The organism is Streptomyces sp. NPDC050448, assembly GCF_040655295.1.
In the GTDB taxonomy this organism is placed as follows: domain Bacteria; phylum Actinomycetota; class Actinomycetes; order Streptomycetales; family Streptomycetaceae; genus Streptomyces.
This window is the reverse complement of record NZ_JBFAJR010000002.1, coordinates 1-26,331: the sequence shown is the minus strand read 5'-3', so window position 1 is coordinate 26,331 and position 26,331 is coordinate 1. Positions and strand designations below refer to the sequence as shown.

The 26,331-nt window shown below is 71.9% G+C and carries 25 protein-coding genes and 1 pseudogene; 10 read left to right on the top strand and 16 right to left on the bottom strand.

Going from position 1 to position 26,331, the window contains the following annotated elements; all coding sequences use genetic code 11:
* Positions 1-149: 149 nt before the first annotated feature.
* The gene (locus AB0I68_RS02875) at positions 150-722 is read right to left on the bottom strand and encodes a cob(I)yrinic acid a,c-diamide adenosyltransferase (protein ID WP_363175401.1); all 573 of its coding nucleotides are present in this window, start codon (positions 720-722) and stop codon (positions 150-152) included.
* A 105-nt stretch (positions 723-827) separates the two neighbouring features.
* Here AB0I68_RS02875 and AB0I68_RS02870 point away from each other — a divergent pair, with 105 nt between their 5' ends.
* The 4 genes from AB0I68_RS02870 to AB0I68_RS02855 all read left to right on the top strand — a co-directional run bounded on the left by AB0I68_RS02870 (position 828) and on the right by AB0I68_RS02855 (position 5,446).
* A complete protein-coding gene (locus AB0I68_RS02870; RefSeq protein WP_363175400.1) occupies positions 828-1,364 on the top strand; it encodes a hypothetical protein in 537 nt (178 codons plus the stop codon).
* Between the two features lie 141 nt (positions 1,365-1,505).
* A complete protein-coding gene (locus AB0I68_RS02865; protein ID WP_363175399.1) occupies positions 1,506-2,354 on the top strand; it encodes a 3-hydroxyacyl-CoA dehydrogenase family protein in 849 nt (282 codons plus the stop codon).
* A 187-nt stretch (positions 2,355-2,541) separates the two neighbouring features.
* Positions 2,542-2,865: an STAS domain-containing protein gene (locus AB0I68_RS02860; RefSeq protein ID WP_133896866.1), complete on the top strand. Its 324-nt coding sequence runs from the start codon at positions 2,542-2,544 to the stop codon at positions 2,863-2,865.
* 187 nt (positions 2,866-3,052) lie between these two features.
* Entirely contained in the window at positions 3,053-5,446 is a 2,394-nt protein-coding gene (locus AB0I68_RS02855) for an ATP-binding protein (RefSeq protein WP_363175398.1), read from the top strand.
* A gap of 116 nt (positions 5,447-5,562) precedes the next feature.
* On the opposite strand, the gene nucS is transcribed toward AB0I68_RS02855, so the two are convergent.
* Positions 5,563-6,234, bottom strand: coding sequence for an endonuclease NucS (nucS, locus tag AB0I68_RS02850; RefSeq protein ID WP_363175397.1), 672 nt, complete (start codon positions 6,232-6,234; stop codon positions 5,563-5,565).
* A 220-nt stretch (positions 6,235-6,454) separates the two neighbouring features.
* On the opposite strand from nucS, the gene AB0I68_RS02845 reads away from it, so the two are divergent.
* On the top strand, positions 6,455-6,847 hold the full coding sequence (locus AB0I68_RS02845; protein ID WP_363175396.1) for an SCO5389 family protein: 393 nt from the start codon (positions 6,455-6,457) through the stop codon (positions 6,845-6,847).
* Positions 6,848-6,950: 103 nt separating this feature from the next.
* Here AB0I68_RS02845 and AB0I68_RS02840 read toward each other — a convergent pair whose 3' ends face one another.
* The gene (locus AB0I68_RS02840; RefSeq protein ID WP_363175395.1) at positions 6,951-7,970 is read right to left on the bottom strand and encodes an LLM class flavin-dependent oxidoreductase; all 1,020 of its coding nucleotides are present in this window, start codon (positions 7,968-7,970) and stop codon (positions 6,951-6,953) included.
* Positions 7,971-8,221: 251 nt separating this feature from the next.
* Here AB0I68_RS02840 and AB0I68_RS02835 point away from each other — a divergent pair, with 251 nt between their 5' ends.
* Positions 8,222-8,569 carry an ATP/GTP-binding protein gene (locus AB0I68_RS02835; RefSeq protein ID WP_363175394.1) on the top strand — a complete coding sequence of 116 codons (348 nt, stop codon included), beginning with the start codon at positions 8,222-8,224 and terminating at the stop codon, positions 8,567-8,569.
* Between the two features lie 57 nt (positions 8,570-8,626).
* Here AB0I68_RS02835 and AB0I68_RS02830 read toward each other — a convergent pair whose 3' ends face one another.
* From AB0I68_RS02830 to mce, 7 genes are all read right to left on the bottom strand, one after another.
* Positions 8,627-9,460, bottom strand: a complete 834-nt coding sequence (locus tag AB0I68_RS02830; RefSeq protein ID WP_363175393.1) for an ABC transporter permease — start codon at positions 9,458-9,460, stop codon at positions 8,627-8,629.
* Positions 9,457-10,611, bottom strand: a complete 1,155-nt coding sequence (locus AB0I68_RS02825) for an ABC transporter ATP-binding protein (RefSeq protein ID WP_363175392.1) — start codon at positions 10,609-10,611, stop codon at positions 9,457-9,459. Before AB0I68_RS02825 ends, AB0I68_RS02830 begins: the two co-directional genes overlap by 4 nt.
* Positions 10,612-10,788: 177 nt before the next feature.
* On the bottom strand, positions 10,789-11,568 hold the full coding sequence (locus tag AB0I68_RS02820; RefSeq protein WP_363175729.1) for an ABC transporter permease subunit: 780 nt from the start codon (positions 11,566-11,568) through the stop codon (positions 10,789-10,791).
* 2 nt (positions 11,569-11,570) lie between these two features.
* Positions 11,571-12,608: an ABC transporter ATP-binding protein gene (locus AB0I68_RS02815; protein ID WP_363175391.1), complete on the bottom strand. Its 1,038-nt coding sequence runs from the start codon at positions 12,606-12,608 to the stop codon at positions 11,571-11,573.
* 137 nt (positions 12,609-12,745) lie between these two features.
* Entirely contained in the window at positions 12,746-13,684 is a 939-nt protein-coding gene (locus tag AB0I68_RS02810) for a cellulose-binding protein (RefSeq protein ID WP_352214401.1), read from the bottom strand.
* Positions 13,685-13,879: 195 nt separating this feature from the next.
* A complete protein-coding gene (scy, locus tag AB0I68_RS02805; protein WP_363175390.1) occupies positions 13,880-18,415 on the bottom strand; it encodes a polarized growth protein Scy in 4,536 nt (1,511 codons plus the stop codon).
* Between the two features lie 193 nt (positions 18,416-18,608).
* Positions 18,609-19,037 (bottom strand): methylmalonyl-CoA epimerase, encoded by a 429-nt coding sequence (mce, locus tag AB0I68_RS02800; protein WP_363175389.1) that lies wholly within the window; start codon positions 19,035-19,037, stop codon positions 18,609-18,611.
* A 137-nt stretch (positions 19,038-19,174) separates the two neighbouring features.
* On the opposite strand from mce, the gene AB0I68_RS02795 reads away from it, so the two are divergent.
* Both AB0I68_RS02795 and meaB read left to right on the top strand, forming a co-directional pair.
* A complete protein-coding gene (locus AB0I68_RS02795) occupies positions 19,175-20,377 on the top strand; it encodes an acetyl-CoA C-acetyltransferase (RefSeq protein WP_363175388.1) in 1,203 nt (400 codons plus the stop codon).
* A 48-nt stretch (positions 20,378-20,425) separates the two neighbouring features.
* The gene (meaB, locus tag AB0I68_RS02790; RefSeq protein ID WP_363175387.1) at positions 20,426-21,385 is read left to right on the top strand and encodes a methylmalonyl Co-A mutase-associated GTPase MeaB; all 960 of its coding nucleotides are present in this window, start codon (positions 20,426-20,428) and stop codon (positions 21,383-21,385) included.
* A gap of 273 nt (positions 21,386-21,658) precedes the next feature.
* Here meaB and AB0I68_RS02785 read toward each other — a convergent pair whose 3' ends face one another.
* The 4 genes from AB0I68_RS02785 to AB0I68_RS02770 all read right to left on the bottom strand — a co-directional run bounded on the left by AB0I68_RS02785 (position 21,659) and on the right by AB0I68_RS02770 (position 24,324).
* The gene (locus AB0I68_RS02785) at positions 21,659-22,135 is read right to left on the bottom strand and encodes a MarR family transcriptional regulator (RefSeq protein WP_363175728.1); all 477 of its coding nucleotides are present in this window, start codon (positions 22,133-22,135) and stop codon (positions 21,659-21,661) included.
* A 64-nt stretch (positions 22,136-22,199) separates the two neighbouring features.
* Entirely contained in the window at positions 22,200-23,024 is an 825-nt protein-coding gene (locus AB0I68_RS02780) for an AIM24 family protein (RefSeq protein ID WP_363175727.1), read from the bottom strand.
* Positions 23,025-23,035: 11 nt separating this feature from the next.
* Positions 23,036-23,686, bottom strand: a complete 651-nt coding sequence (locus tag AB0I68_RS02775; protein WP_363175386.1) for an AIM24 family protein — start codon at positions 23,684-23,686, stop codon at positions 23,036-23,038.
* On the bottom strand, positions 23,686-24,324 hold the full coding sequence (locus AB0I68_RS02770) for an AIM24 family protein (RefSeq protein WP_363175385.1): 639 nt from the start codon (positions 24,322-24,324) through the stop codon (positions 23,686-23,688). The genes AB0I68_RS02775 and AB0I68_RS02770 overlap by 1 nt, the downstream gene beginning before the upstream one ends.
* A gap of 187 nt (positions 24,325-24,511) precedes the next feature.
* Between AB0I68_RS02770 and AB0I68_RS02765 the strand changes: the two genes are divergently transcribed.
* On the top strand, positions 24,512-24,862 hold the full coding sequence (locus AB0I68_RS02765; RefSeq protein WP_363175384.1) for a DUF3817 domain-containing protein: 351 nt from the start codon (positions 24,512-24,514) through the stop codon (positions 24,860-24,862).
* Positions 24,859-24,996 (top strand): annotated as a pseudogene (locus AB0I68_RS02760) (thiamine-binding protein); the annotation flags it as partial. The gene AB0I68_RS02765 and the pseudogene AB0I68_RS02760, both read left to right, overlap by 4 nt.
* Positions 24,997-25,262: 266 nt before the next feature.
* On the opposite strand, the gene AB0I68_RS02755 reads toward AB0I68_RS02760, so the two are convergent.
* Both AB0I68_RS02755 and AB0I68_RS02750 read right to left on the bottom strand, forming a co-directional pair.
* Positions 25,263-25,472: a DUF397 domain-containing protein gene (locus tag AB0I68_RS02755; RefSeq protein WP_363175383.1), complete on the bottom strand. Its 210-nt coding sequence runs from the start codon at positions 25,470-25,472 to the stop codon at positions 25,263-25,265.
* A 294-nt stretch (positions 25,473-25,766) separates the two neighbouring features.
* The gene (locus AB0I68_RS02750) at positions 25,767-25,997 is read right to left on the bottom strand and encodes a hypothetical protein (RefSeq protein ID WP_363175382.1); all 231 of its coding nucleotides are present in this window, start codon (positions 25,995-25,997) and stop codon (positions 25,767-25,769) included.
* Positions 25,998-26,331: the final 334 nt, after the last annotated feature.

Sequence of the window (26,331 nt, the reverse complement as noted above, 5' to 3'; positions counted from 1 at the left end):
CCCGGACCCCCGGTGGGGGTGTGGTGGTGCTCAGCGCTCGCCGCCCGGTACCCAGAGGACGTCGCCGAGCTCCTTGTTGGCCGTACGGGCCAAAATGCTGTGCCGGCCCGGGGGCGACCCCCGGACCCCCGGTGGGGGTGTGGTGGTGCTCAGCGCTCGCCGCCCGGTACCCAGAGGACGTCGCCGAGCTCCTTGTTGGCCGTACGGGCCAAAATGAACAGGAGGTCGGAGAGGCGGTTCAGGTAGGTCGCGGTCAGCGGGTTCATCACCTCGCCGTGCACCTCCAGCGCCGCCCAGGTGGAGCGCTCGGCGCGCCGGACCACCGTGCAGGCCTGGTGCAGCAGGGCCGCTCCGGGAGTGCCGCCGGGGAGGATGAAGCTGCGCAGCTTCTCCAGCTGCTCGTTGAAGTGGTCGCAGTCCGCCTCGAGCTTGTCCACGTAGAACTGCTCGACGCGCAGCGGCGGGTACTCGGGGTTCTCGACGACCGGGGTGCACAGGTCGGCGCCGACGTCGAACAGGTCGTTCTGCACGCGTACCAGGATCTTCACGACATCCGCCGGCAGGCCGCCGAGGGCGATCGCCGTGCCGATGGCCGCGTTGGCCTCGTTGGCGTCGGCGTAGGCGGAGATCCGCAGATCGGTCTTGGCCGTGCGGCTCATGTCGCCGAGGGCGGTCGTGCCCTTGTCGCCGGTGCGGGTGTAGATGCGCGTGAGGTTCACCATGCGGCCAGCGTAGACGGGCCCGCCGGGGAAATTCCGGGCGAGGCCGCCCGGGCCCCGGGTAGCGTCCTCGCCGGACCGGGCCGGGCCGGAGAGCGGGGTAGGGCAGTGACCGACATGTACGACATCTGGCGGCGGGCCGAAGCGGCCTGGGAGGTCGATGCCCTGGCGGGCCACCTCGCAGCGCGGCACTCCGATCCGCAGGTGCGCCGCGAACTGGCCGAGGCCGCCGCGGCGGGGCGCGCGGCGGTGGCCGCCGGGGACCTGGGAGCAGCCCGGCGCCAGCGCTCCTTCCTGCGCGGCCGGGCCGAGCCCGGGGCCGGGGAGCCGCCCTGCCCGTGGGAGCCGCGGCCCGCCGAACGGGACGCCCTGGTCTGGGACTATGCGAAGGACCTGCTGCGGGCGGAACTCCCGCCGGGGGAGCTGAACCTGCACGACGTGGGCTGGGTCCGGTTCCGCCTGGAGGGGATCTCCAGGCGGTTCGGTGCTCGCCTGGAGGCCGGCACGGGAGCCCGGGAGGACCTCCACTACCTCGCGGGCCGGGCCGCCATGGCGCTGGAACTCGGGGACCTCGCGGCCGCCGAGCGGGAAATGGCCCGTATCCGGGAGCTGGAGCAGGCGTACGCCGATGCGGAAGACGGGTGAACTGGACGGCTGGGCCAAGGGGCTGGGCCGTACCGGTGTGATGTCCGTCAGTTGAGACGTGACGCGTGTTACTTCGCGGTCACACGACCCCTCGCGAGCGCTAGTCTCCGCCGGAGAGGCTACGAAAACTAGGGGTGTGCAGTGGCTGGGAAGCTCGCCGTCATCGGTGCCGGACTGATGGGTTCCGGAATCGCTCAGGTCTCCGCTCAGGCGGGGTGGGACGTCGTACTGCGTGATGTCACCGAGGCCGCGCTGACCCGTGGTACCGACGGGATCAAGGCCTCGTACGACAAGTTCGTCTCCAAGGGCAAGATGACGGCCGAGGACGCCGAGGCCGCGCTCGCCCGCATCAAGACGACCACCGACCTCGACGCGGTCGCCGACGTCGACATCGTCGTCGAGGCCGTCTTCGAGAAGCTCGAGGTCAAGCACGAGATCTTCCGCACGCTCGACAAGCTCGTACGGGACGACGCGATCCTCGCGTCCAACACCTCCGCCATCCCGATCACCAAGATCGCTGCCGTGACGGAGCGTCCGGAGCGGGTCGTCGGCGCGCACTTCTTCTCGCCCGTCCCGATGATGCAGCTCTGCGAGCTCGTCCGCGGCTACAAGACGAGCGACGAGACCCTCGCGGCCACCCGGGCGTTCGCCGAGTCCGTCGGCAAGACCTGCATCGTCGTCAACCGCGACGTCGCCGGCTTCGTGACGACCCGTCTGATCTCCGCCCTGGTCGTCGAAGCCGCGAAGCTGTACGAATCGGGCGTGGCCTCCGCCGAGGACATCGACATCGCCTGCAAGCTGGGCTTCGGCCACGCCATGGGGCCGCTGGCCACCGCCGACCTCACCGGCGTCGACATCCTGCTGCACGCCACCAGCAACATCTACACCGAGTCCCAGGACGAGAAGTTCGCGCCGCCGGAGCTCATGCGCCGCATGGTGGACGCCGGTGACATCGGCCGCAAGAGCGGGCAGGGCTTCTACAAGCACTGAGCCGCCGGACCGCCCGGGCGCAGAAGTACTGGGCGCCAGTTCGAATATCTGCACCCGCACGGGTGAATTAGGTATCGGTTCGCTCACGGTCGGCAACTTCCCTGCCCGCACGGCAGTCAGTTGCAGTGAGAGTTGCCGACCACGGACCAGTCGGATCCCTACGTACCCAGGACTGCCGGGAGCGCATATGCACATCAGGGGCGACCACGCCGAACTCGCTGTCGGGGGCCGCCTCGACGTGCGCAGCGCGGCGGACGCCCGTACGGCCCTCCACGCCGCCCTCGACGACGGCCACGGCGATCTCGTACTGGACCTCACCGGGCTCGACTCCTGGGACGCGACCGGGCTCGGCGTGATCATGGGCGCCCACCGGCGGGCCGGCCGGACCGGCCGCCGCCTCGTCCTGCGCGGAGTGCCGCCGCAGATGCAGCGGCTCCTCGTCGCCACCCGGCTGCACCGCATCCTCGCCATCGAGGGCGGCCTGGAAGCGGAATCCCTCCCGCGGGTGTGACGCGGTCCGCCGTTTACGTTTCCTGCGGAAACGTAACGGTCCGGTGGTGATGACACCCCTGCGGTTTCCCGCACGACCGGGCACCGTCTAGGGTTCGGGCGGAAACCGGACCCGTAGCGACAGCGGAATGTGCGAAGGCCGGACGGTACGACGGCGACGGCGCAGGGCGCGATCGGGGGACATGGTCATGGACCGCACGCAGGGGCAGCCCGAACCGGTGGAGCAGCCCGCGACGGCACCCGTGCCTCCCGCGACGGCGTCCGCGGCACCGGCACCGGCGCCCGCATCGGCCGCCCCCGCCCCCGTCGCGCGGATCGTCACGCTCACCGCGGGGGACTTCACCCTGACCGTGAACCCCGTCGACGGCAGCGAGATCGAGCCGCGCCGGCCCGGCACCGGCGGCAGCGCCCCCGCCAAGCGCGACGCGGCCGCCCGCAGCGCCCGGGAGGCCGCCGCCCGGCCGCCCGTCCTGCCCGGCCCCGCCGCCCCGGCCCCGCCGCTGCTCGCGCGGGCGGAGGAGCGGGAGCGGCTCGTACGGCTGCTGGGCCGCGGCCGGTCCATACGACTGACCGGACCTGCCGGGTCCGGCCGCAGCGCCCTGCTCGACGCGGTCGGCGCCGACTGCACGGGCCTGGCGCCCGACGGCGTCGTACGGCTCAGCGGGTACGGGCACCAGCAGCCGGGCGAGCTCCTGCACGCGCTGTACGCCGCCGTGTACGAGGCCTCGCAGGAGCGCCCCGAACGGACCCAACTCCTCGCCCGCGTACGGGACATCGGCGCCATCGTGCTCCTCGACGACCTGGAGATGGGCGGCACCGCCCTCGACGAACTGCTGCACGCCACCCCCGAGTGCGCCTATCTGCTGGCCGCCACCCCCGACACCCGTGCCCCCTCCGACGACTCGCACCTGGAGGAGGTCTTCCTCGGAGGCCTCGGCCGGGCCGACTGCATGGAGCTGCTGGAGGCGGGTATCGGACGGCCGTTGACCGAGGAGGAGACCGCCTGGGCGGGAGACCTGCGGTTCGCGTCCGAGGGGCTGCCGCTGCGCTTCGTCCAGGCCGCCGCACTGCTGCGCCAGCGCGACGAGCGCAACCTGTCCTCCGCCGAGGACGACGAGGAGCCCGGGGTCTTCGAGGAGCGGCCGCGCGACCCCGCGTTCGTGGCGCTGCCGACGCTGGCCGAGGGCGCGGCCCCCGCCGAGCTGCTGGCCTCCCGCGTCAGCGAGTCGGCGCGGGCGGCTCTGCGGATCGCGTGCGCGCTGGGCGGGGAGATGCCGCACCACGCCCACCTGCCGGCGCTCGTGGGGGACACCCACGCCGACGCGGCGGTCGCGGAACTGCTGGGCTGCGGCCTGCTCACCCCGGTCGGCACGCGCTACCGGCTGGCCGCCGGGGTTGCGCGGCAGCTGGAGGAGGCCGGGTTCGGGGACACCGCGGCGGAGGAGGCCCGTACGGCCGCCCGCCACTACGCCTGGTGGACCGGACACGCCTCGGTGACCCCGGAGCGGGTCGCGGCGGAGGCGGACGCGGTGCTGGCGGCACTGGGAGGCGCCGACGTGGTGGCCGCCGTACTGCTGGCCCGGACCGCGGCGCCGGCGTTCGCGGCCTCGCGGCACTGGGAGGCGTGGGAGCGGGTGCTGCGCTCCGGGGCCGAGGCCGCGCGGAAGGCGGGAGAGGTCGCGGAGCAGGCGTACTTCCACCACGAGCTCGGCGTGCTCGCGCTGTGCGAGGGGCGGTTGGACCGGGCGCGGGCCGAGCTGGAGGCGTCGATCGGCCTGAGGGGCGCGCTCGCCGACAAGCGGGGCACCGTGGCCGGGCGGCGGGCGCTCGCGCTGGTCACGGACCGCGAGAAGGCAGGGGTGGAGGTGTCGCCGCCGCTGCGGCTGGAGCCGCCGGTGGCTGCGCCGGCGTCCGAAGCGGTGACGGCGGCGGTGCCGATGGTGGCGAAGACGGTGCCGGTGCCTTCGATGGCCCCGGTGGCACCCGTCGTGCCGGTGATCGGGCGGACGGAGGCGCCGACCACGCTGTCGGAGGTGTTCGAGGAGGCCTTCCCCCTCAGCCCGAAGCCGGCGGTGGCCGCGCCGGTCGTGCCCGCGCCCGTGCCGGCCGCGCAGCCGCGCCGGAAGCCGGTGCTGCTGGCGGCGGCGGGAGCGCTGACGGTGGTGGTGCTGGGCACGGTGGTGGGCCTGACGATGACGGGCTCGGACCCCGAGACCCCGGCGGGCGGGAGCGGCCCGGCGGTGTCGTCGACGCCGACGCAGGGGGCGGCGGGCGTGCCGGGGACGGGCGGGAACGATCCTGCACCGGCTCCGGGGACGTCTGCCCCGGATGCCTCCGGGCCGGCCTCCCCGGAACCGGGCCTCAGCCCGGACCCGAACCGGTCGCCCCGCACCCCGTCGCGCAAGCCGGCGACGTCCCCGACGCCGCCGCCGCGGACGCCGTCATCGACGGGGCCGACGCCCCCGTCGAATCCGCCGAGCACGAGCCCGAAGCCGACGCCGTCCACGGACCCCACGCCCTCGGCATCCACGACCACGCCGACCACCCCGGCGGGCCCGGTCGGCAGCCCGTCGAGCACGTAGCCCCAGGCCCACCGCCGAGGCCGCCCGTTGTGGTGACCGTCCGGCCGGTCGTATCCCGGCCCCGGAGCACACCCGGCCCCGCCGGCGATTGCGCCGGGGATCCGGGGGCGGGTGCGTCAGAAGAGGCGGAGTTTGTCGTCCTCGATGCCGCGGAGGGCGTTGTAGTCCAGGATCACGCAGTCCATGCCGCGGTCCGTCGCCAGGACGCGGGCCTGGGGCTTGATCTCCTGGGCGGCGAAGACGCCCCGCACCGGCGCCAGGTGCGGATCCCGGTTCAGGAGTTCCAGGTAGCGGGTCAGCTGCTCGACGCCGTCGATCTCGCCGCGGCGCTTGATCTCCACCGCCACCGTCGCGCCGGAGGCGTCCCGGCACAGGATGTCCACCGGGCCGATCGCCGTCATGTACTCGCGCCGGATCAGCGTGTAGCCCTCGCCCAGCGTTTCGATCCGGTCGGCCAGCAGTTCCTGCAGGTGTGCCTCGACGCCGTCCTTGATCAGACCCGGGTCGATGCCCAGCTCGTGGGAGGAGTCGTGGAGGACTTCCTCCATGGTGATGATGAGCTTCTCGCCCGCCTTGTTGACGACCGTCCAGACGCCGGCGTCATCCCCACTCCCCTCCTTGAGGGTGCAGGGGGGCGACATCCAGTTGAGCGGTTTGTACGCCCGGTCGTCCGCGTGGATCGAGACACTGCCGTCGGCCTTCACGAGGATCAGACGGGGTGCCGAGGGCAGATGGGCGGTGAGCCGGCCCGCGTAGTCGACGGAGCAGCGGGCAATGACGAGACGCATGGTCGGCAACGCTACTCGACCGACGGCCCTCCACGCGATTCGCCCCCGAAAGCCCCCTTCGCGGATGGCGCGTTGTATGCGCATTCTCCTGGTGCGGCACCCATGGGGCGCCTACCGTGGTGAGCGGGAGGTTGCGGAGCGTGCACTCTGCGTCGCGGCCTCCTTCCCTGCCCGTAAGACTCCGGCAACCCAAACGGCCGGGGTCGCGAGAGGAGAACCCATGTCGCTCGACGTCTCACCGGCCCTACTCGAACAGGCCGAGCGAGGCGAGGTCGACGAAGCCGCTTTCGTCGACTGCGTCCGGACCTCCCTGCCCTACGCATGGGAGATGATCAGCTCGCTCGTGGCACAGCTGAAGGTGGACGGCGGAGAGTTCGCCGACAACCAGACGCCGCCGCCCGACGAGCAGGCGCGTGGCCAGCTGCTGCGCGCTCTCGCGAGTGACGCGATACGTGGTGCGCTGCAGCGGCACTTCGGGGTGCGCCTGGCATTCCAGAATTGCCACCGTGTGGCCGCGTTCCCGCTGGACCCTTCCTCGGACGACCGGCTGGCCAAGTTCACTTCGATCCGCGGCCAGCTGCTCAACCAGTCGCCCGAGCTCCGGGACTGCTGACCGTACGACCAGCACGAACCTGCCCGACATGCCCGACCCGCACGACCGTACTTCGCTGCCGCTCCGTATCGCGGGAGGTGCCATTGATACCGGAGCGGCAGCCTCAGCCGAGACGGGGCAGGACCTCGGCGCCGAGGCGCCGTACGTTCTCCTCCGTCGCGGCGAGATCCCCGGACCCCTCCGTCACCAGGGCGAACCGGGTGATCCCCGTCCGCTCGGACGTGGCCGCCAGCCGGTCCGCCGCGAGCCGCGGGGTGCCCACCGGGTGCAGATCGCAGAGCAGCTCGGTGTAGGCGAAGGGGTCCCGCATCGTGCGCGCCCTGCCGTCCACCGTCACGTGGGCGTCCAGCCCCTGCCTCAGCCACCCCGGCATCGACTTCATCAGGCTCTCGCGGGCGTCCACCGTACGGTCCGCCAGCTGGCACACGCCCGCCGACACGTGCGGGGCGTCCGGATGGTGGCCCGCCGCCGCGGCCGTACGCCGGTACAGCGCTACCATGGCCGCCTTGTCCTCGTCCCCGCAGTGCATGCCCAGCAGCATCGGCACCCCCCGCTCCGCGGCCAGCCGTACCGACGCGGGCGAGGTGCAGGCGACGATCACTTCCGGCCCTGATCCGTCTCCGTCCAGCGCCTCCGACGGGCGCGGTACGACGGCCACTTCGCGGAAGCCGTACCGCTCGCCGGCGGCCGCCACCCGCGGCTCGGTGAGCCAGCGCCGCAGCAGGTCCAGGCCCTCCGGGAACTCCTTCTCGTAGGCGTCCAGGCCGCCGCCGAACACCTCCAGGTCCACCCACGGCCCGCCCCGGCCCACCCCCAGGATGAACCGGCCGCCCGAGGTCAGGTGCAGCAGCGCCGCCTGCTCCCCGAGGGCCACCGGGTGCGTGCTCGGCAGCACGCTCACCGCCGTGCCCACCCGCAGCCGCCGGGTCCGCCCCAGCAGCAGCGCCGCCAGGGTCACCGCCGACGGGCAGACCCCGTACGGGACGAAATGGTGCTCGGCGAGCCAGACCGAGTCGAGCCCGGCCTCCTCGGCCACCTCAGCCGTCCGCACCGCCCGGTGCAGAGCCTCCCCCTGCCCCTGGCCCGGGAACTGGGCCGCCAGTACAAACGCTCCTACACGCATCGCCTTTGCCCTCCTCGTGGCTGACGCGGCCTCCCCCAGGTGGACCGGTTCATCTGATGGCAACAACGTCCGACACGTGCCAAAGGCACGGCCTGACACGGAAGTTATTGGGATAGTCAGGCCAATGGGCGGCGCCGTCGGCGTCGGCGACGTCGTCAATCCGCCTCTGTGCAGCCACCCTGCGGGTACCCGGCCTCGCTGCGCGTAGTCTGGGAGAAAGCCACTTCCGTCCGCCCATCCGTGAGGTATACGTGTCACCGCGCCACAACCGCCCCAGGGGCGGCGGGAATCCAGCCGACCGTCCGGAACCCGGCTCGGGGTCCGGTCCGGGGGGCCTGGACCGGTTCGGGCTGGAGCACACCGAGGAGTACCAGGGCGAGGAGTGGAAGGTCCGGCACGTCGCGGGCGCGAGCGCGGCGGGCAAGCGCTACCGCTGCCCGGGCTGCGACCAGGAGATCCCCTCCGGCACCCCGCACCTGGTGGCCTGGCCGGAGTACGGCGGCGTGGACGACCGGCGGCACTGGCACAAGGCCTGCTGGAACGCGAAGGACCGCCGCACCTCGCGGGTGCAGCGGTCCAGGAACGCTCCCAAGTACTAGGGGAGGGGTGTCCGGCGGATCAGGGCCGGGCCCGGGCCGTCTGCCAGGGGCCGCGGCTCAGACGTCGCGGCGGCCGACCACCGCGTACGACCCCGCCACCGCGGCGCCCGTCACCAGCAGGAGCAGCAGCAGCTGCACCGCGTTGCCCGGCACGTTCCCGGTGTCGGCGTCCGGCAGGCCGAACAACTGCATGAGGGCGACCGGGGCGTTGTACCGGAGCACGGCCCGGCCGAGCGGGGCCATCGTGTCCCACATGCCGAGCATCCCCCCTATCACCGGCGGCAGCGTGACCAGCCCCAGCATCACGGCGATCGCCCCGGCGGAGTGCCGCAGCATCGCACCGATCGCCAGGCCGAGGACCCCGAGCAGGGAGACGTACAGGCAGCCGGTCAGCGCGTGGGCCCATTCGCCGCCGCCGTGCCGCCCGGCGCCCGGGCCGCCCCGCAGGATCGCGGAGGCCAGCCCGACCAACGCGACGGAACCGGCGACGGTCAGGAAGGCGACCGCGGCGAAGACGAGGTACTTCGCGGTCAGCACCCGGGCCCGGTCGGGGGCTGCGGTGAGCGTCGTACGGATCATCCCGGTGCCGTACTCGGAGGTGATCGTCAGAACGCCGAGCACCATCACGGAGACCTGGCCCACCAGCAGCCCGAACAGCGCGGGCGCCGTGAGCGGCACGTCCTGGTAGTCGGCGGAGCGGGTCTCGAAGACGGCGAGCAGGCCGATGCCGACGACGAGCAGCACCAGCGAGCCGAGCGTCCACACGGTGGAGCGCACCGAGACCATCTTCGTCCACTCCGAGGCGACGGCGTGCCCGAGGTGCGGCCGGGGCGTCGGCAGTGGCGAGCTGTAGCTCTTCGGCTGGTCCGCGGTGCTCGTGGGGCCGGTCATCGGGTGTCCTTGCGGGTGTCCGTCGGGGTGTTCTGGGCGGTGCCGGCCAGCTCGCCGGGGCTGCTGGGCATCAGGAAGGGCTGCCCGCCCGCCCCGGGCGGCGGGGGAGCGAAGAAGCCGGTCTGCGGCACCTCCGGCGCCGGGAGCTCGTCCTCCCAGGCGGGGACGCTCAGCGGCTCCGGTTCCCACAGCTCGGCGCGCGGGTCGTCGGTGGAGGTGTACTCCACGGAGGGCTGGGTCATCCGCATGTAGGCCTCCTCGAGCGAGGCCCGGTGCGGGGACAGCTCCCACAGCCTTACGCCGGCCTCGTGCGCGACGTCGGAGATGCGGGGCAGCTCCAGGCCGGTCACGCGCAGTGCCCCGTCGGGCTCCTGGAGCACCCGGCCGCCCGCCTTGGTCAGGGCCGCACCCAGTGCATCCCGGCCATCGTGATCGTCCCCCAGACTTCGTCCGGGGGGACCCCCGGCGGCCGCGCGTACCCGCGCGAATCCGGCCGAGTTGTGCGCGATGAACTCCTGGGTGCCCATGTCGGCCAGCAGCCGCCCCCGGCCGATCACGATCAGGTGGTCGGCGGTCAGCGCCATCTCGCTCATCAGGTGTGAGGAGACGAACACGGTGCGGCCCTCGGCGGCGAGCTGGCGCATGAGGGTGCGGACCCAGAGGATGCCCTCGGGGTCGAGCCCGTTGACCGGCTCGTCGAAGAGCAGCACCTGGGGGTCGCCGAGGAGGGCGGCGGCGATGCCGAGCCGCTGGCCCATGCCGAGCGAGAAGCCCTTCGTACGCTGCCCGGCGACGTCCTGGAGGCCGACCACGGCCAGCACCTCGTCCACCCGCTTCTCGGGGATGCCGGAGAGCTGGGCGACGGAGAGCAGGTGCTTGCGGGCCCGGCGGCCGCCGTGCACGGCCTTGGCGTCGAGCAGGGCACCGACGTGCCGCTGGGCGTTCGGCAGCTGCCGGAAGGGCAGGCCGTTGATCGTCACGCGGCCGGCCGTGGGCCGGTCCAGGCCGAGGATCATGCGCATGGTGGTGGACTTCCCGGAGCCGTTCGGCCCCAGGAATCCCGTCACATGACCCGGCCTGACCTGGAAGGACAGCTGGTCGACGGCGGTCTTGGCGCCGTAGCGCTTGGTCAGGCCGACAGCCTCGATCATTGCTCTGCCCCTTGCCAGGCCCGGACGGCTTTCGTCCGCGTAAGGGTTAAGAGGATATCGAGTCGCCTACGGTTCCACCCCCGCCCGGATCCCTGAGCTGCCCCTGAGGCCGACCCGGGGATGACCCGTAGTACGCGGGACGTCCGTCGCAGGACGGACGTCCGCTCGTCCTGTCCGTCAGGCGTCGCGCTTCCTGAGGACCAGGTAGCCCCCGAGCACGGCGGCCAGGACCCACAGCGCCATGATCCCGAAGCCGCCCCACGGCCCGTAGGGGGTCTCGCTGCTGTCCATCGCGCCCGGGACCACCTGCATGATCTTGGAGCCCGCCTGGTCCGGGAAGTACCGGGCGACCTTCCGGGTGGCGCTGACCGCCCCGAGGATCGTCGAGACCAGGAAGAAGAACGGCATCAGGATGCCGAGCGACAGCATCGAGCTGCGCAGGATCGTGGCCACGCCCATCGAGAACAGGGCGATCATGGTCATGTAGAGGCCGGCGCCGATCACGGCGCGCAGGACGTGCGGCTCGTCGATGCCGATGCTGCGGTCGCCCAGGATGGCCTGTCCGAGGAAGAAGGACAGGAAGCTGGTGACGAGGCCCACGATCAGGGCGAGGCCGGTGGCCACGATGAACTTGCCGGCCAGGAAGCTCGCGCGGCGCGGTACGGCGGCCAGCGAGGTGCGGATCATGCCCGAGCTGTACTCGGTGCCGACCACCAGCACACCGAAGACGATCATGGCGAGTTGGCCGAGCGTCATGCCGGCGAAGCTGGCCAGGGTCGGGTCGAAGGTGAGCTGCTGCTCCTGCGGCATGTCCTTGAAGGTGGCGCTGAAGACGGCGCACAGGCCGGCGCTGACGCCGACCGTGACCACCAGCGCTGCGACCAGGGTCCAGGTGGTGGAGGCGACCGTACGGATCTTGGTCCACTCGGACCGGAGAACGGCGGAGAAGGAGGACATGGTCACTGCCCGCCCTTGCGCGTCGCCTCGTAGCCGGCGCCCCACGCGGGGGCGTCGGCCGGCTGGGCCTGATGGCTGAGCGATGCCGCGTCGGCGGCCGGGCCGGGGCCGGGCAGCGTGCCCGGGCCCCCCGGGGCGTGGGCGTGGTACTCGATGGAGTCCGCCGTCATGCGCATGAACGCTTCCTCCAGTGAAGCCCGTTGCGGGCTGAGTTCGTGCAGCACGATCTGGTGCTGGGCGGCCAGCTCGCCGAGCTGCTCCGCGGCGACCCCGTCGATCTCCAGCGTGCCGGTGGCCGGGACGCTGATGGCGTCGATCCCGGCTTCGTGCAGGACGTCCTTGAGCCGCTCCTGCTGCGGCGAGCGCAGCCGGACGTAACTGCGCGAGTTCCGGTGAATGAAATCAGCCATGGACATGTCGGCCAGCAGCTTTCCCTGGCCGATAACGATCAAATGGTCTGCGGTCAGCGCCATTTCGCTCATCAGGTGAGAGGAGACGAAGATCGTCCTCCCCTCTGCCGCCAGACCCTTCATCAGATTGCGGATCCAGAGAATTCCCTCCGGGTCCAGACCATTGACGGGTTCGTCGAACATGAGGATCTCCGGGTCGCCCAGCAGCGCAGAGGCGATTCCCAGCCGCTGGCCCATGCCCAGCGAAAATCCTTTCGACTTCTTCTTCGCCACGGGCGTCAGCCCGACAAGATCCAATACCTCGGCGACCCGGCTCTGCGGGATCCGGTTCGACTGGGCAAGGCAGAGAAGGTTGTTGTATGCGCTGCGGCCGCCGTTCATGGCTTTCGCGTCCAGCAGCGCCCCGATGTGCTTCAGCGGCTCCGGCAGGTCCCGGTAGTGCTTCCCGTCGATCCGGACCGTCCCGCTGGTCGGGTTGTCGAGGTCGAGCATCATGCGCATGGTCGTGGACTTCCCCGCCCCGTTCGGGCCGAGGAAGCCGGTCACCACCCCTGGGCTGACCTGGAAGCTGAGGTGGTCCACGGCGGTCTTCGCGCCGAATCGTTTGGTAAGGCCCTCAAGCTCGATCATGCGGCTTACGCTAGAACGCCCGAGGGCCCCACGCCACCTCAAGAAGGTGACATAGGGCCCTCGGGCAGGACATTTGTCCACCGGCGTGTAGACGGCGGCGGGCCGACGGGTCGACCACCGCTGAACTGCCGGACGTACTAGCGGCTCTGCTGCGCCGGAACGCCGCGGGTGACCGGCTCGTCGTCGATCGGGGAACCGGCGGCGGCGACGGCCGCACCGGTCAGCGTGGCCAGCATCTCGCGGACGTTGGTGAGCTGGGCGTTGATGGAGTCGCGGCGGTTGGTGAGGGCCGCGAGCTCGCGCTCGGACTCGCTGCGGATACGGTCCGCCTTCGCGTTGGCGTCGGCGACGATGTCCTCGGCCTGGCGCTGCGCGGTCTCCACGGTCTGGCGGGCGCGGCGTTCGGCGTCCGTACGCAGCTTCTCGGCCTCCAGGCGCAGCTGCTCGGCGCGGTGCTCGATCTCCGCGAGGCGCTTCTCGGCCTTGGCCTGACGCGAGGCCAGGTCGCGCTCGGACTGCTCGCGGCGCTTGGCCAGGTTCGTCTCGAAGTCCGCGGCGGCCTGTGCGGCCTTCGCGCGGGTCTCCTCGAACAGGGCGTCGGCCTCCTCGCGCTTGGAGGCGGCGTCCTTCTGGGCCTCGGCGCGCAGGGTGGAAGCGTCGCCCTTGGCCTTCTCGACGATGCGGACGCCCTCGTCCTCCGCCTTCGACTTGCGGTCGGCGGCGAACGACTCGGCGTCGTTGCGCACCTGCTGGGCAGCCGACTCGGCGAGCTCACGGTGCTGCTCGGCCGCGCGACGGGCCTCCTCGCGCAGGTCCTTCGCCTCCTCCTCGGCCAGGCGCAGGATCTTCTCGACCCGGGCGCCGAGGCCGGCGTACGACGGCTCGGCGTCGCTCACCTGGGCCTGGGCGTTCTGCGTCTCGAGGTGTAGCTCCTCGATCCGCTTTTCCAGAGAGTTGATACGTCCAAGGGCGCTGTCGCGGTCGGAGACCAGCTTGGTAATGCGGTCGTCCACCTGACCGCGGTCGTAACCACGCCGCACGAGCTCGAAGCCGAAGGGGGAGGAAGTGTCGCTCATGGGGTTCCTGTCGAATGAGACCGATGAGGTGCTACGTGAGGTGTTAGGGGAATCCTAGGCGCCGGAGCGGCGTGTCTTCGAGTCAATCCGCGATTGATCTGGACAATGACACCCCTTTTGAGTGGCAAGGCGGCAGAATGCTTGTCACTCGTTCGGATGAACCTTCATCAGGAACACACATCTCGCGCGCGCTGACTAGCCCTCCGACGTCTTGCCACCCGAACGAGTGGAACCGGCAGCAGCCCCGGCCTTCACGCCCCCCGCGCCCTGGCCGCCGACCACGGGCTTTCCGCCACCCGAAGGCGCCTCGAATGATTCCAACGCCTCAAGAACGTCCTGGACACGGGAGATCTCCGCCTGAATGTCCTCGCGCCTGCGCACCAGGACCTCCAGCTCACGGCGCCCCTCGTCGACCAGTCGCTCCGCCTCCGCCTTCGCCTGCGTGAGGGCCTTCTCGGCCTCCCGGGTCACCTCGGCCTTCTTCTGCTCGGCCTCCTTGAGCAGCGCCTCCGCCTTGCGCACCGCCGCGATGCGGACCTTGCTCGCCTCGCTGCTCGCGTCCGACACCAGCGCCTTGGCCTTCGCCTCGGCCTCGACGCTCTGCTCGGTCGCCGCCCGGACCAGCTTGTCCACGCGCTCGCCGGCCGACTTCATCTGCTCGGCCGACTCCCGGCGGGCCCGCTCGTGCAGCTCCTCGACCTCGCCCTCGACCCGGGAGCGCAGCTCCTCCGCCCGCTCCCTTATGGCAGCGGCGTCCGTACGCGCGCCGACCAGCAGCTCGTTCGCGTCCGTACGGGCCTTCTCCACCAGGGAGTTGCCCTCGACCGTCGCCTCCGAGGAGATCCGCGCGGCCTCCTTGCGCGCCCCGTCGACCATTGCGTCGGCCTGCTCCTCGGCCGCCGTCGTGGCGGCCAGGGCCTGCGCCTTGGCATCGGCGGTGAGCTTGTCCGCCTCCGCCGCCGCCTCGGTGATGAGCCGGTCCACCTGCTCCGCAGCCTCGCTGCGCCGCCTGTTGGCCTCCTCGCGGGCCTCGTCCAGCAGCCGCTCCGACTCCGCACGGGCCTCCGTACGGGTGCGCTCCGCCTCGGTCGCCGTCTCGGCCTTGAAGCGCTCGGCCTCCGACCGGGTACGGGTCGCGTGCTCCTGCGCCGAGGCCAGTGCCTCCGAGGCCTCCGCACGCAGCCGTTCGGCCTCGGCCTGGGCCTCGCCGACCGTGCGCTCGTTGTCCTTGCGGGTCTGCTCGGTGAGCTTGTCCGCCTCCGCCGCGGCCTCGGTGATGAGCCGGTCCGCCTGCTCCGCGGCCTCGCCGCGCAGCCGGCCCGCCTCCGCGCGCGCCTCGTCGAGCGTCTGCTCGGACTCCCGCTCGGCGCTCGCCAGCGTCTCGTTCGCCGCAACCGTGACCCGGTCGGCCTCCGCGGTGGCCTCGCCGATGATCCGGCCGCCCTCCGCACGGGCGTCGTCCAGCGTCCGCGCCGCCTCCGTCCGCAGCCGCTCGGCCTCCGCCGCGGCCTCGCCGACCGTGGCCTCGTTGGCCGCACGCGTCTCGTCGACCAGCCGGTCGCCCTCGTTGCGGGCGTCGACCAGGACCCGTGCCGCGTCCCGCTCGGCCGCGGCCAGCATGTCGGCCGCCTGCCGGGTGAGCCGCTCGGCCTTCGCCGTCGCCTCGCCGACCGCGGCCTCGTTCGCGGCGCGCGTCTCCTCCGTGAGCCGCTCCGTCTCGGACACGGCCTCGGTGACGAGCCGGTCCGCCTGCTCCGCGGCCTCCGTGCGCAGCCGGTTGGCCTCCGCACGGGCCTCGTCCAGCGTGCCCGCCGCCTCCGTGCGGGTGGCGTCGGCGATCTCGTCCGCCTCGGCGGTGATCCGCTCCGCCTCCGCGGTGGCCTCGCCGACCGTCGCCGCGTTCGCCGCCAGTGTCTCCTCGGTGAGCCGTTCGGCCTCAGCCGTCGCCTCGGCGACGATCCGGCTGCCCTCGGCGCGCGAGGACTCCAGGGACTCCGCCGCCTCGCCGCGGATCCGGTTCGCGTCGTCACGGGCATCGGCCCGGGTACGGGCCGCGTCGCGCTCGGCCGCGGCCAGCGCGTCCGTCGCCTCCGTACGCACCCGCTGCGCGTACTCCGCGGTGTCGCCGCGCAGCTGCTCCGCCTCGGCGATCGCATCGCCGACCGTGCGCTCGGCCAGCGCCTTCGCCGCGTCCGTCTCGGAACGCGCCTCGGTGCGGATCCGGTTGGCGTCCTCGGTGGCCCGCTCGCGCTCGGCGTAGGCGTCCGCGCGGACGCGCGAAGCCTCCTCCTCGGCCTCCGTCTTCGTCCGCTGCGCCGCGTGCTCGGCGGCGCTGCGCAGCCCGCTGATCTCCTCCTCGGCCTGCTCGTGCAGACCGGCCACGGAGTCCCGTACCTGCTGGGCGGTGGCCTCCGCCGCCGACACCAGCTCCGCGGCGCGCCGCTCCGCCTCCTCGGTCAGGCGGGCCGCCTCGGCCTGCGCCTCCTCGGAGCGCTTGCGGGCCGCGGCCAGCAGCTCCTCGCTCTGCTCGCGGGCCTGCGCCCGCTCGCTGTCCGCGTCCGTCCGGGCCGACGCCAGCGTCTCCTCGGACTCCCGGCGGCGCCGGGCGGCCTCCTCCTGCGCGGCGGCCAGCGCCTCGGCCGCCTCCGCGGCGACCCGCTCGGCGGCGGCCTTCGCCTCCGCACGCAGCCGGTCCGCGGTCTCCTGCGCCTCGGAGCGCACCCGCTCCGCCTCGGACTCCGCCTCGCTGCGCAGCCGTACGGCGACCTGCTCGGCCTCCGCGCGCACCCGCCCGGCGTCCTGCGCCGCGTCCGTGCGCAGCCGCTCGGCCTCGGCCTCCGACTGTGCCTGGAGGCTGCGGATCCGCTCCGCCGACTCGGCGCGCAGCCGGTCGGCCTCCTCGGTGGTCTCCCGGCGGATGCTCTCCGCCGCCCCGCGGGCGTCGCGCAGCGTCTGCTCGGCCGTGCCCAGCCGGCTCTCGGCCTCCGCGTGCAGGCGTACGAGCTCCCCCTCGGCCTCCGCCCGCTTCGCCGCGAGGGCCTGCTCGGTCTCCTCGCGCCGCGCACGGGCCGCCGCGTCGGCCTCGGCCCGCACGGCCTCCGCCTGCTCATCGGCCTCGCCGCGCAGCCGCTCCGCCTCGTCGCGGGCCCGCTCGAGGGTCTCCTCGGCCTGCCTGCGCAGCGTGGTGGCCCGCTCGACGGCCTCGGCGCGGACCCGCTCGCTCTCGGCCCTTGCCCCGCCGCGCAGCTCGTCCGCGTCCGACTTGGCCTTGCCGAGGAGTTCCTCGGCGGTCCGGGCCGCCTCCTCGATCTGCTGGACCGCCTCGCGGCGGGCCTCTCCGCGGATCCGCTCGCCCTCGGCGACGGCCTCGGCGCGCAGCTGCTCGGCCTCGCCGCGCAGCCGCCGGGCCTCCTCCTGGAGTTCGACGGTCCGGGCCCGGTACTCCTCGGTGTCGTCCTTCGCCGCACCCTTGAGCTCGGCGGCCGTGGTCGCCGCCTGGGCGCGCAGCCGCTCCGCCTCGGACTCGGCCTCGCGGCGGATCCGCTCGGCCTCCTCGGACGCGGCGCGGGTGGTGGCCCGCGCGTCCTCCGAGGCCTTGTTCAGGACGTCCTCCGCCGTGCGGGCGGCCTTCGCCAGCTGGGCGGCCGTGTCCTCGGCCGCCGCCGCGCGGGCCTGCTCCGCGGCCTCCGCGCGCAGCCGCTCGACGCCGGCGCGGGCGTCGGCGAGGGTCTGCTCGGCCTCGGCCTTGAGGACCTCGGCCTCCTTGGTGGCCTCGCCGACCAGCCGCGCCACCTGCTCCTTCGCGGTGCGGGTGCGCTGCTCGTTGACGGACTCCGCCGAGGCGAGCTGCCGGGCGGAGCTCTCCTTGGCCTCCGCGAGGAGCTTCTCGGCCTCGGCGCGCGCGGTGCGCAGGGCGCCGTCGGCCTCCTGGACCCGCTGCTCGGCCAATCGGCCGAGGTCGAGGGTCTGCTGCCGGGTCTGCTCGGCCTCGGCGGTGGTGCTCGTACGCAGCCGCTCGGCGTGCTCGGTGGCCTCCTGGGCCTGCGCGGAGGCGGCGGTCAGCAGCCGCTCGGCCTCCTTGCGCGCCCGCAGCAGGGTCGCCTCGGTCTCCGCACGGGCGGCCTCGGCGTCGGCGGCCAGCCGGCGGCGGGTCTCCTCGGCGACACGGGCGGCCTCGGCGCGCGCGGCGTTCAGGGCCTGCTCGGCCTCGGCGCGGGACTCGTCCATGAGCCGGCGGGCCTGGGACTCCGTACGGGCGCGCAGCTGCTCGGCCCAGGCGACGTTCTCGTTGACGTGCGCCTCGACGGTCTGGCGGCGCTCGTTGAGCTCCTGGTCCAGCCGCTGGCGGCGGTTGACGGCCTCGGCGTGCAGCTCGGCCTGGAGGCGCGCCTGGTGCTCGGCGTGCTCCTGGAGGATGCGCTGGGTCTGCGCCCGGGCGTCACGCAGCTCGCGCTCGGCGTCCGAGCGCATCTGGTCGGCCTGGATCTGGGCATTACGGAGCAGCTGCTCCGCCTGGTAGCCCATGTCCGCACCGTCGTAGGCGGGCCGGGACGCCAGATTGCGGCGTACCTCGTGGAGCTTGGCGCGCAGCACCTCGACCTGGTAACCGAGGTCTTCGGCGTGCTGGACGGCCTTCCCGCGCTCCTTCTTCAGCCGCTCCATCTCGGCTTCGAAGCGCGAGAGATGGTCGGCTTCAGCCTGATGGCTCTCCTGGCTTTCGTAGCCCCGCACAGCGCGGTCCCATCCGTCCCCTGGTCGCAAGCTCACTCCCAATTGAGCATCGCTCGCCCGCTGAACGACGCCCCCGGGGAATGGTGTCAGATACCGGGGCAGGGGTCACAGGCCCCGACCCCCGTCTCCGCACCGAACCCCGGCCGAGCCATGGCCACTCTACCGGCCGGGGAATCGGGCCATCAGTGGTCCATCAATGACCGGGGTTGGAGGTGACCAGTTCGGTGAGGACTCCGTGGCAGTCCTTGGGGTGGAGGAAGGTGATCGAGGAGCCCATCGAGCCCGTGCGGGGCTGGTCGTAGAGGACCCGGACGCCCTTGCCGCGGATGGCCTCGGAGTCGCCCTGGACGTCCTCGGTGCCGAAGGCGATGTGGTGCACGCCCTCGCCGTTCTTGGCCAGCCACTTGCCCACCGCTGAGTCCTCGCGCGTGGGCTCGAGGAGCTGGAGGTAGGAGGCGCCGCCGTCGGAGGTCTCGTTGATCTTGAGCATGGCCTCGCGCACGCCCTGCTCCTCGTTGACCTCGGAGTGGAACACCTCGAAGCCGTACGTGGCACGGTAGAACTCGACGGTCTTGTCCAGGTCGAAGCAGGCGATCCCGATGTGGTCGATTCTTGTCAGCATGGGACCAGTGCACCGCTGAGGAGGGTGGTCACGCAACGTGCCAGCGATCACACCGACTGCTGGGTGACGGCGCGGGTACTGCTCAGTACATTCAGGTAAACCCTCGTTCACTCCTCATCTTCAAGGGGCTGTGCTCCATGTCCGGAACGAACAACACCACGTCAGTGATCGTCGCCGGGGCCCGCACGCCCATGGGGCGGCTGCTCGGCTCGCTGAAGTCCTTCTCGGGCGCCGACCTCGGCGGCTTCGCCATCAAGTCCGCGCTGGACCGGGCCGGCATCGCCGGTGACCAGGTGCAGTACGTGATCATGGGCCAGGTGCTGCAGGCCGGCGCGGGTCAGATCCCCGCCCGCCAGGCCGCCGTCAAGGCCGGCATCCCGATGAACGTGCCCGCGCTCACCATCAACAAGGTGTGCCTTTCCGGCCTCGACGCGATCGCGCTGGCGGACCAGCTCATCCGCGCCGGCGAGTTCGACATCGTGGTCGCCGGCGGCCAGGAGTCCATGACCAACGCCCCTCACCTGCTGCCGAAGTCTCGAGAGGGCTTCAAGTACGGTGCGATCGAGATGCTGGACGCGATGGCCCACGACGGCCTCACCGACGCCTTCGAGAACATCGCGATGGGCGAGTCCACCGAGAAGCACAACACCCGCCTGGGCATCGAGCGCGCCCCGCAGGACGAGTTCGCCGCCGCCTCGCACCAGCGGGCCGCCGCCGCGCAGAAGAACGGCGCCTTCGAGGCCGAGATCACCCCGGTCGAGATCCCGCAGCGCAAGGGCGACCCGGTCGTCTTCTCCCAGGACGAGGGCATCCGCCCGCAGACCACGGTCGAGTCCCTCGGCAAGCTGCGCCCGGCCTTCGCGAAGGACGGCACGATCACCGCCGGCACCTCCTCCCAGATCAGCGACGGCGCGGCCGCCGTGGTCGTGATGAGCAAGGCGAAGGCGGAGGAGCTGGGCCTGGAGTGGATCGCCGAGATCGGCGCCCACGGCAATGTGGCCGGTCCCGACAACTCCCTGCAGTCGCAGCCGTCGAACGCGATCCTGCACGCCCTGAAGAAAGAGGGCCTGGAGGTCTCCGACCTGGACCTCATCGAGATCAACGAGGCTTTCGCGGCGGTCGCCGTGCAGTCAATGAAGGATCTCGGCGTGACCCCGGAAAGGGTGAACGTCAACGGCGGCGCCATTGCCCTGGGCCACCCGATCGGCATGTCCGGCGCCCGCGTGGTGCTGCACCTGGCCCTGGAGCTGAAGCGCCGGGGCGGCGGGGTCGGCGCGGCCGCGCTGTGCGGCGGCGGCGGCCAGGGCGACGCCCTGATCGTCCGCGTCCCGAAGAAGTAGCCGTAACCGGATCCGTATCCGCAGCGAGAACCGAGGAGCGCAGCACGTATGACGGTGGACGTCCCCCAGCTGGTGGCCCAGGCGCGTGAGGGCAGGCCGAGAGCGGTGGCCCGGCTGATCTCGCTGGTCGAGGGGGCGTCCCCGCAGCTGCGCGAGGTGATGGCGGCCCTGGCCCCGCTGACGGGCGGGGCGTACGTGGTGGGCCTGACCGGCTCCCCGGGCGTCGGCAAGTCCACGTCCACCTCGGCGCTGGTCTCCGCGTACCGCAAGGCCGGCAAGCGGGTCGGCGTCCTCGCCGTCGACCCGTCCTCGCCGTTCTCGGGCGGTGCGCTGCTCGGCGACCGGGTCCGGATGTCGGACCACGCCTCCGACCCGGGGGTCTACATCCGATCCATGGCCACCCGCGGCCACCTGGGCGGCCTGGCCTGGGCCGCCCCGCAGGCGATCCGGGTGCTGGACGCGGCCGGCTGCGAGGTGATCCTGGTCGAGACGGTCGGGGTCGGGCAGTCGGAGGTGGAGATCGCCTCGCAGGCCGACACCTCGGTGGTGCTGCTGGCCCCCGGGATGGGCGACGGGATCCAGGCCGCGAAGGCGGGAATCCTGGAGATCGGCGACGTGTACGTGGTGAACAAGGCCGACCGGGACGGTGCGGACGCGACCGCCCGGGAGCTGAACCACATGCTGGGCCTGGGGGAGTCCCGGGGCGCGGGCGACTGGCGGCCGCCGATCGTCAAGACGGTCGCGGCGCGCGGCCAGGGCATCGACGAGCTGGTCGAGGCCCTGGAGAAGCACCGGGCGTGGATGGACGAGCGCGGGGTGCTGGCCGAGCGCCGTACGGCACGGGCCGCGCGCGAGGTGGAGACCATCGCGGTGACGTCCCTGCGGGCCCGGATGGCGGACGTGCACGGGGATGCCCACCTCGACGCCCTGGCGGCCCGGGTCGCGGCCGGCGAGCTGGACCCGTACGCGGCCGCGGACACCCTTCTGGCGACGCTGACGGAGGCCTGAGAGGCCGCACACCGCACGCCGAACGCCTTACGCCTTACGCCGTACGCGAGAGCCGCGCCCCGATCGATCGGGGCGCGGCTCTCGTGCGACTGCGGGCGGAACGGTCAGGCGTTGGGACGCTTGCCGTGGTTCGCCTTCTTCTTCTTGCGTGCTCGCTTCTTGTTGCCGCGCTTGGCCATGACGCCACTCCCTCGAAGATCGGGGTAATCCGGGCGCTCGCCAGTCTAGGGGCGCTCGGTCCGCTCCGCATGAGATCCCGCCGGCCGGCGGGTGTCAGGCCTTGCCGCGCGTGTTGCGCAGGTGGTTCGCGACCGGCTCCAGCGAGGCGCGCAGCGCCGCCAGGGCCTCGGGCGGCAGCAGGTCGATGAAGTGCCGGCGGACGGACGCCACGTGGTGCGGGGCGACCTTCCGCATGAGCTCCATGCCCTCGTCCGTCAGTACGGCGTAGAGCCCTCGGCGGTCGGACTCGCAGTTCACGCGGACGACCAGGCCGGCCGTCTCCATGCGGGTGATCTGGTGGGACAGCCGGCTCTTGGACTGCAGCGTCGACGTCGCGAGATCGCTCATCCGCATCCGGTGGTCCTCGGACTCCGAGAGGTTCACCAGGATCTCGTAGTCGTTGTTGGTGAGTCCGAAGGGCTGGAGATCCTTTTCCAGCTGGTGCATCAGCAGTCTGCTGACGTCCAGATGGGTGCGCCAGGTGCACTGCTCGGAATCGGTCAGCCAGCGCGTGGCCGTCTCGGTCTCCATGGTCTCCATGAATGAACTCTACCTAAGAAGTTGAATTACGTACAAAAGAAGGGGAAGCTGAAGATCACAGTCCGAGGCGCCGCTGGATGTCACCCAGCTGCCCCGGCATCCGCGGTACACCCAGCTGCCCCAGCGGGCCCTGCTGGCCGTGGCCGCCGCCGTACCCGGCCCCGGGCACGCCCGCCGACTCCGCGCCGGCGCCGACCGCCCCGACCGCGTGCTCCGCCATCAGCATCTCCGACGACTGCAGCAGCACCGTCCCCGCCCCGACGAACTCGAACTGGTGCTCCTCGCCGGAGCTGCCGCCGATGCCGGTCAGCGAGCGCAGCCCGCCGATGACGCCCGACATGTAGCCGTGGTCGTAGTGGTGGCAGGGGGACGGGCAGTCCGCCCAGCCCACCAGCGCCTGCGGGTCCACGCGCAGCGGCGGCTCCATGAACACCACCGGCCCGTTGGACGCCGCCACGAACTTCCCCGTTCCGATCAGGGTCAGGAACCCCGGCACGATCGACTGCTTGAGGGCGAGCGAGGGCTGGTAGGCCAGCAGGTTGCCCGACCGGATAGTCAGGTTCCCATTGTCCAGGTCGTACGAGTTCACGTCGAAGGCGCGGTCGGCCAGCAGCATCTTGCCCTGCCCCTCGGCCACCACCCAGTCACTGGCGTGCAGCGGCGAGTGGAAACTCGTGCGCAGCAGCCGGTCGAAGCGGCCGTTGCCGATGCCGTTGAACTCCATGCGCCCGTAGTAGGCGATCATCTTGCCCTTCTGCAGGAACCACTGGCTCCCCTTGAGCTCCACGCAGAAGGTGTACGCGTTCACGTTGTCGTCGGAGGGCAGGGTGTGCGGGTCGTGGACCGTTGGACTGCCGGCGCCGCCCGGCCCACCGGTCACGGGACCAAAGTTCACAGCTTCTCCTCCGAGGCCTGCACGTACACGGCGCCCTGGCCCGACAGCTCCAGCTGGAACGCCTCGCCCGAGCCGCGCCCCACCATGTCCCGCCAGCCGAGCGCGGTGGAGAGCTTGTTCCTGACATCCCCGTGGTGGGCCACGTACGCCTGCGGGTCGACGTGGACCGGCCGGTTCGGGGTGATGGGGAGTTCGATGACCCCGCCGTGGGCCATCACGGCGACCGAGCCGTGCCCCTTGAGGGTGGTGGTGAACAGGCCCTGGCCGGTCACCTGACCGCGGACCATGCCCATGACACCACCTTGCGAGCCCATGAACATCGTGCCCTGCTGCAGGGTGCCGTCGAAGGCGAGCAGCCGGTCGGCCTCGACGTACAGCGTCTCGCCGGTCAGGCCGATCACCTGGATGTGGTGGCCGCCGTGGCCGAACATCACGCTGCCGTTGCCCTCGACCGCCATCAGAGGGGTCTGCTCGTTCGCCACCCGGCGCCCGATCATGCCCATCACCCCGCCCTGACCGCCGGTCAGGCTCGGGGTGAAGGACACCTCGCCGCGGTACGCGAGCATCGCGCCGCGCTGGCTGTACATCCTCTGCCCCGGGATCACCTGGGCCTCGACCATTTTGGAGTTGATCTCGCGGAACGGCATCAGATGTCGCCCCCGATGGTGTTGCGCTCGCTGGGCTGCACGTAGACCAGGCCCTCGCCCTCGAAGCGGATCTGGAACGCCTCCCCGGAACCCTCGCCGATCAGCGTGCGGAAGGTGATCCCCGACTGGAAGGACTGCTGGAGGTTGCCGGTGTGCGCGATGTACGCCCCCGGGTCGACGGAGAGCGGGTACTGGGCGCTCACGCGCAGCACCACCGCCGGGCCGTCGGACATGATCGCCGCCTGGCCGGAGCCCTCGACGGTGGTGGTGAACAGGCCGTTGCCCGTAGCCCCGCCGCGCAGGCCGGTGAAGGTGGTGCCGGTGCGCAGGCCGGCGTCGGTGCACAGGAGGTTGCTGGACTCCACGTACAGCTTGTCGCCGCGCAGGTTCACCAGATTGATCTCGCTCGCGCGGTCGGCGAAGAAGCAGGTGCCGTGCCCCTGCACTTCCATCACGGTCATCTGCTCACCCGTCAGCCGACGGGTCACCATGCCGCGCAGGCCTTCGCCGCCGCCGGTCATCTTCTTGAAGGCCATCTGGCCGTCGTACGCGACCATGGAGCCGTTTTTCGCTTTCACGGCGTCCCCGGTCAGGTCGACGGCGAGCACCTTGCTGCCTTGGAGTCGGAACTGAGCCACGGGATGACGTTATCGGCAGCGGGCGAAGGCGAACAGGGCCCGGTGGCCGATATCCGGCGACTGCGGCATCTCGTACACCCGCGGCGGGCCGCGGGCCCCGGCGTACCCCTGCGGACCCCCGGTCAAGATCCCGCAAAGCGGCTGAGACACTGGGACGGACCCCAGGCCACCACCCCGAAGGTTCACCGTGGACATCAAGACCGCTTCCGCCCTGCACCGCCTCCGCCTCATCTCCGTACCCGAGGCGCTGTCGTTCCCGGCTCTGCTGATCTTCGGGACGCTGCTCAGCTGGCTCACCGGCATCGACTACCTGAAGATGCCGCTGGGCATGCTGCACGGCATCCTCTTCCTCATCTACTCGGTCTTCCTGCTGGATGTCTGGAACAAGGCCAAGTGGCCGTTCAAGAAGGTCGCCCTGTTCTTCCTGCTCTCGCTGGTGCCCTTCGGCGGCCTGTACGGCGAGAAGCTGCTGAAGCGCGAGGAAGCCGACAGCGTGATGGCGGCCCGCGCCCGGCGCGAGGCGGCGAACGCCGCATGATCGTCGCGTTCTCGGTGACCCCGCTGGGGGTCGGCGAAGAGGTCGGCGAGTACGTGGCCGATGCGGTGCGCGTCGTACGGGAGTCGGGGCTGCCGAACCGCACGGACGCGATGTTCACCTCGATCGAAGGCGAAAGAGTACAGCTCTGAGGCCATAGCGGTACGCCCCGCCCGACTGACGCGCGCAGCGACAGAGGGACGGGGCGGCTGATCAGTGTTCGCGCACCGAGTAGGGGGCGCGGGTGTTCATGAAGCGTTCCAGTCGCCCACTCCCCGCGCAGACCTCCGGGGAGGCCCGGTAGAACCGGCGGCAGGAGAAGCACCACACAAGCCCGTTCTCGGGGTCGCTGGTGCTGTCGTCGCCACAGTGCGGGCAGGGCTCCACGGTGCGCCTCCAGGGGTCAGGCTCCGAGGTCGTATTCTCCCGCGCGGACGGCCTCCACGAAGGTGTTCCACTTCTCGGGGGTCGTCTCGATGACCACGCCGGGGGCGGCGCTCTCCCGGAGGGCGACGACGCCGGGCACGTTGGTGGCCACCTCCATGCAGTTGTTCACGCGGGGGTCGCGGCAGGCAGCCGTGCTGACGAACTCGAATTCGGGTCGCTCGATCATGGTGCTGATCCCTTCGCCGTACAGCGGGGAGACGGTCCCCGAACCGTCGATCAGGTGCGCCCCGCCCCCGTCAGGGACGGGGAGTCTCCGGGGTCCAGCGAGTCAGCTCGCAGTGCAGGCATTCACAGGGCGGGAACGTGTCTCCCCATCCGTCCCAGTAGCCCTCACGGCGGAAGCGCGCCACGTCGATCGGGTCGCGTACCAGCGGGCGCACGGGCTCACCGGACCGGAAGGTCAGTACGGGGCCGGCTGAGCCCCCGCTGCGTACGCGGACCGTCAGCCGGGACCGCCCGCTCACCGGACACGCTCCACCACGGCGACTTCCGAGAACTCCCGCAGGAACGTCATGTGTCCCGTCCGCCCCGCGTGCTCAATGCACATGTAGGTGCACACGTCCGCGTTCCCCGTCGGGGCGGCTACCCACTGGCAGTCCGGGTTCAGGCACCGTGCCGTGGCGGTCGTCTCCGCCGACGGGTGGCGGTGCATCACGTAATGGACGTAGCGGAGGACGGCTCGAACGGTCATGCCGCACCCCTGTCGCGGGAGTGGTTGCGCAGCTCGGTACGCAGTGACTCGGCAGCGCCCAGGTTCCCGACCGCTTCGGCCACCTTCAGGTCAGCGTCCAACGCGCGGCACACCCCGCACTCATGGGCGGAAGGTTCCTGGCCCTTCGGCCGGGTCGCTTCCTGTCGTGCTGCCGTCGCCATGCTGCACCTCCGTGTCACCCTCGGTGCGGGCATCGTTCCGCCGCCGGGAGGCCCGGCCTAGATGAATGAGTCCAAGGGGTGTGGTTGCGGTCAGTGATCGTAGGCAGTCAGTGATCGTTTGACGGGTTGTCCGGTCCTGTCGTTGAACCAGA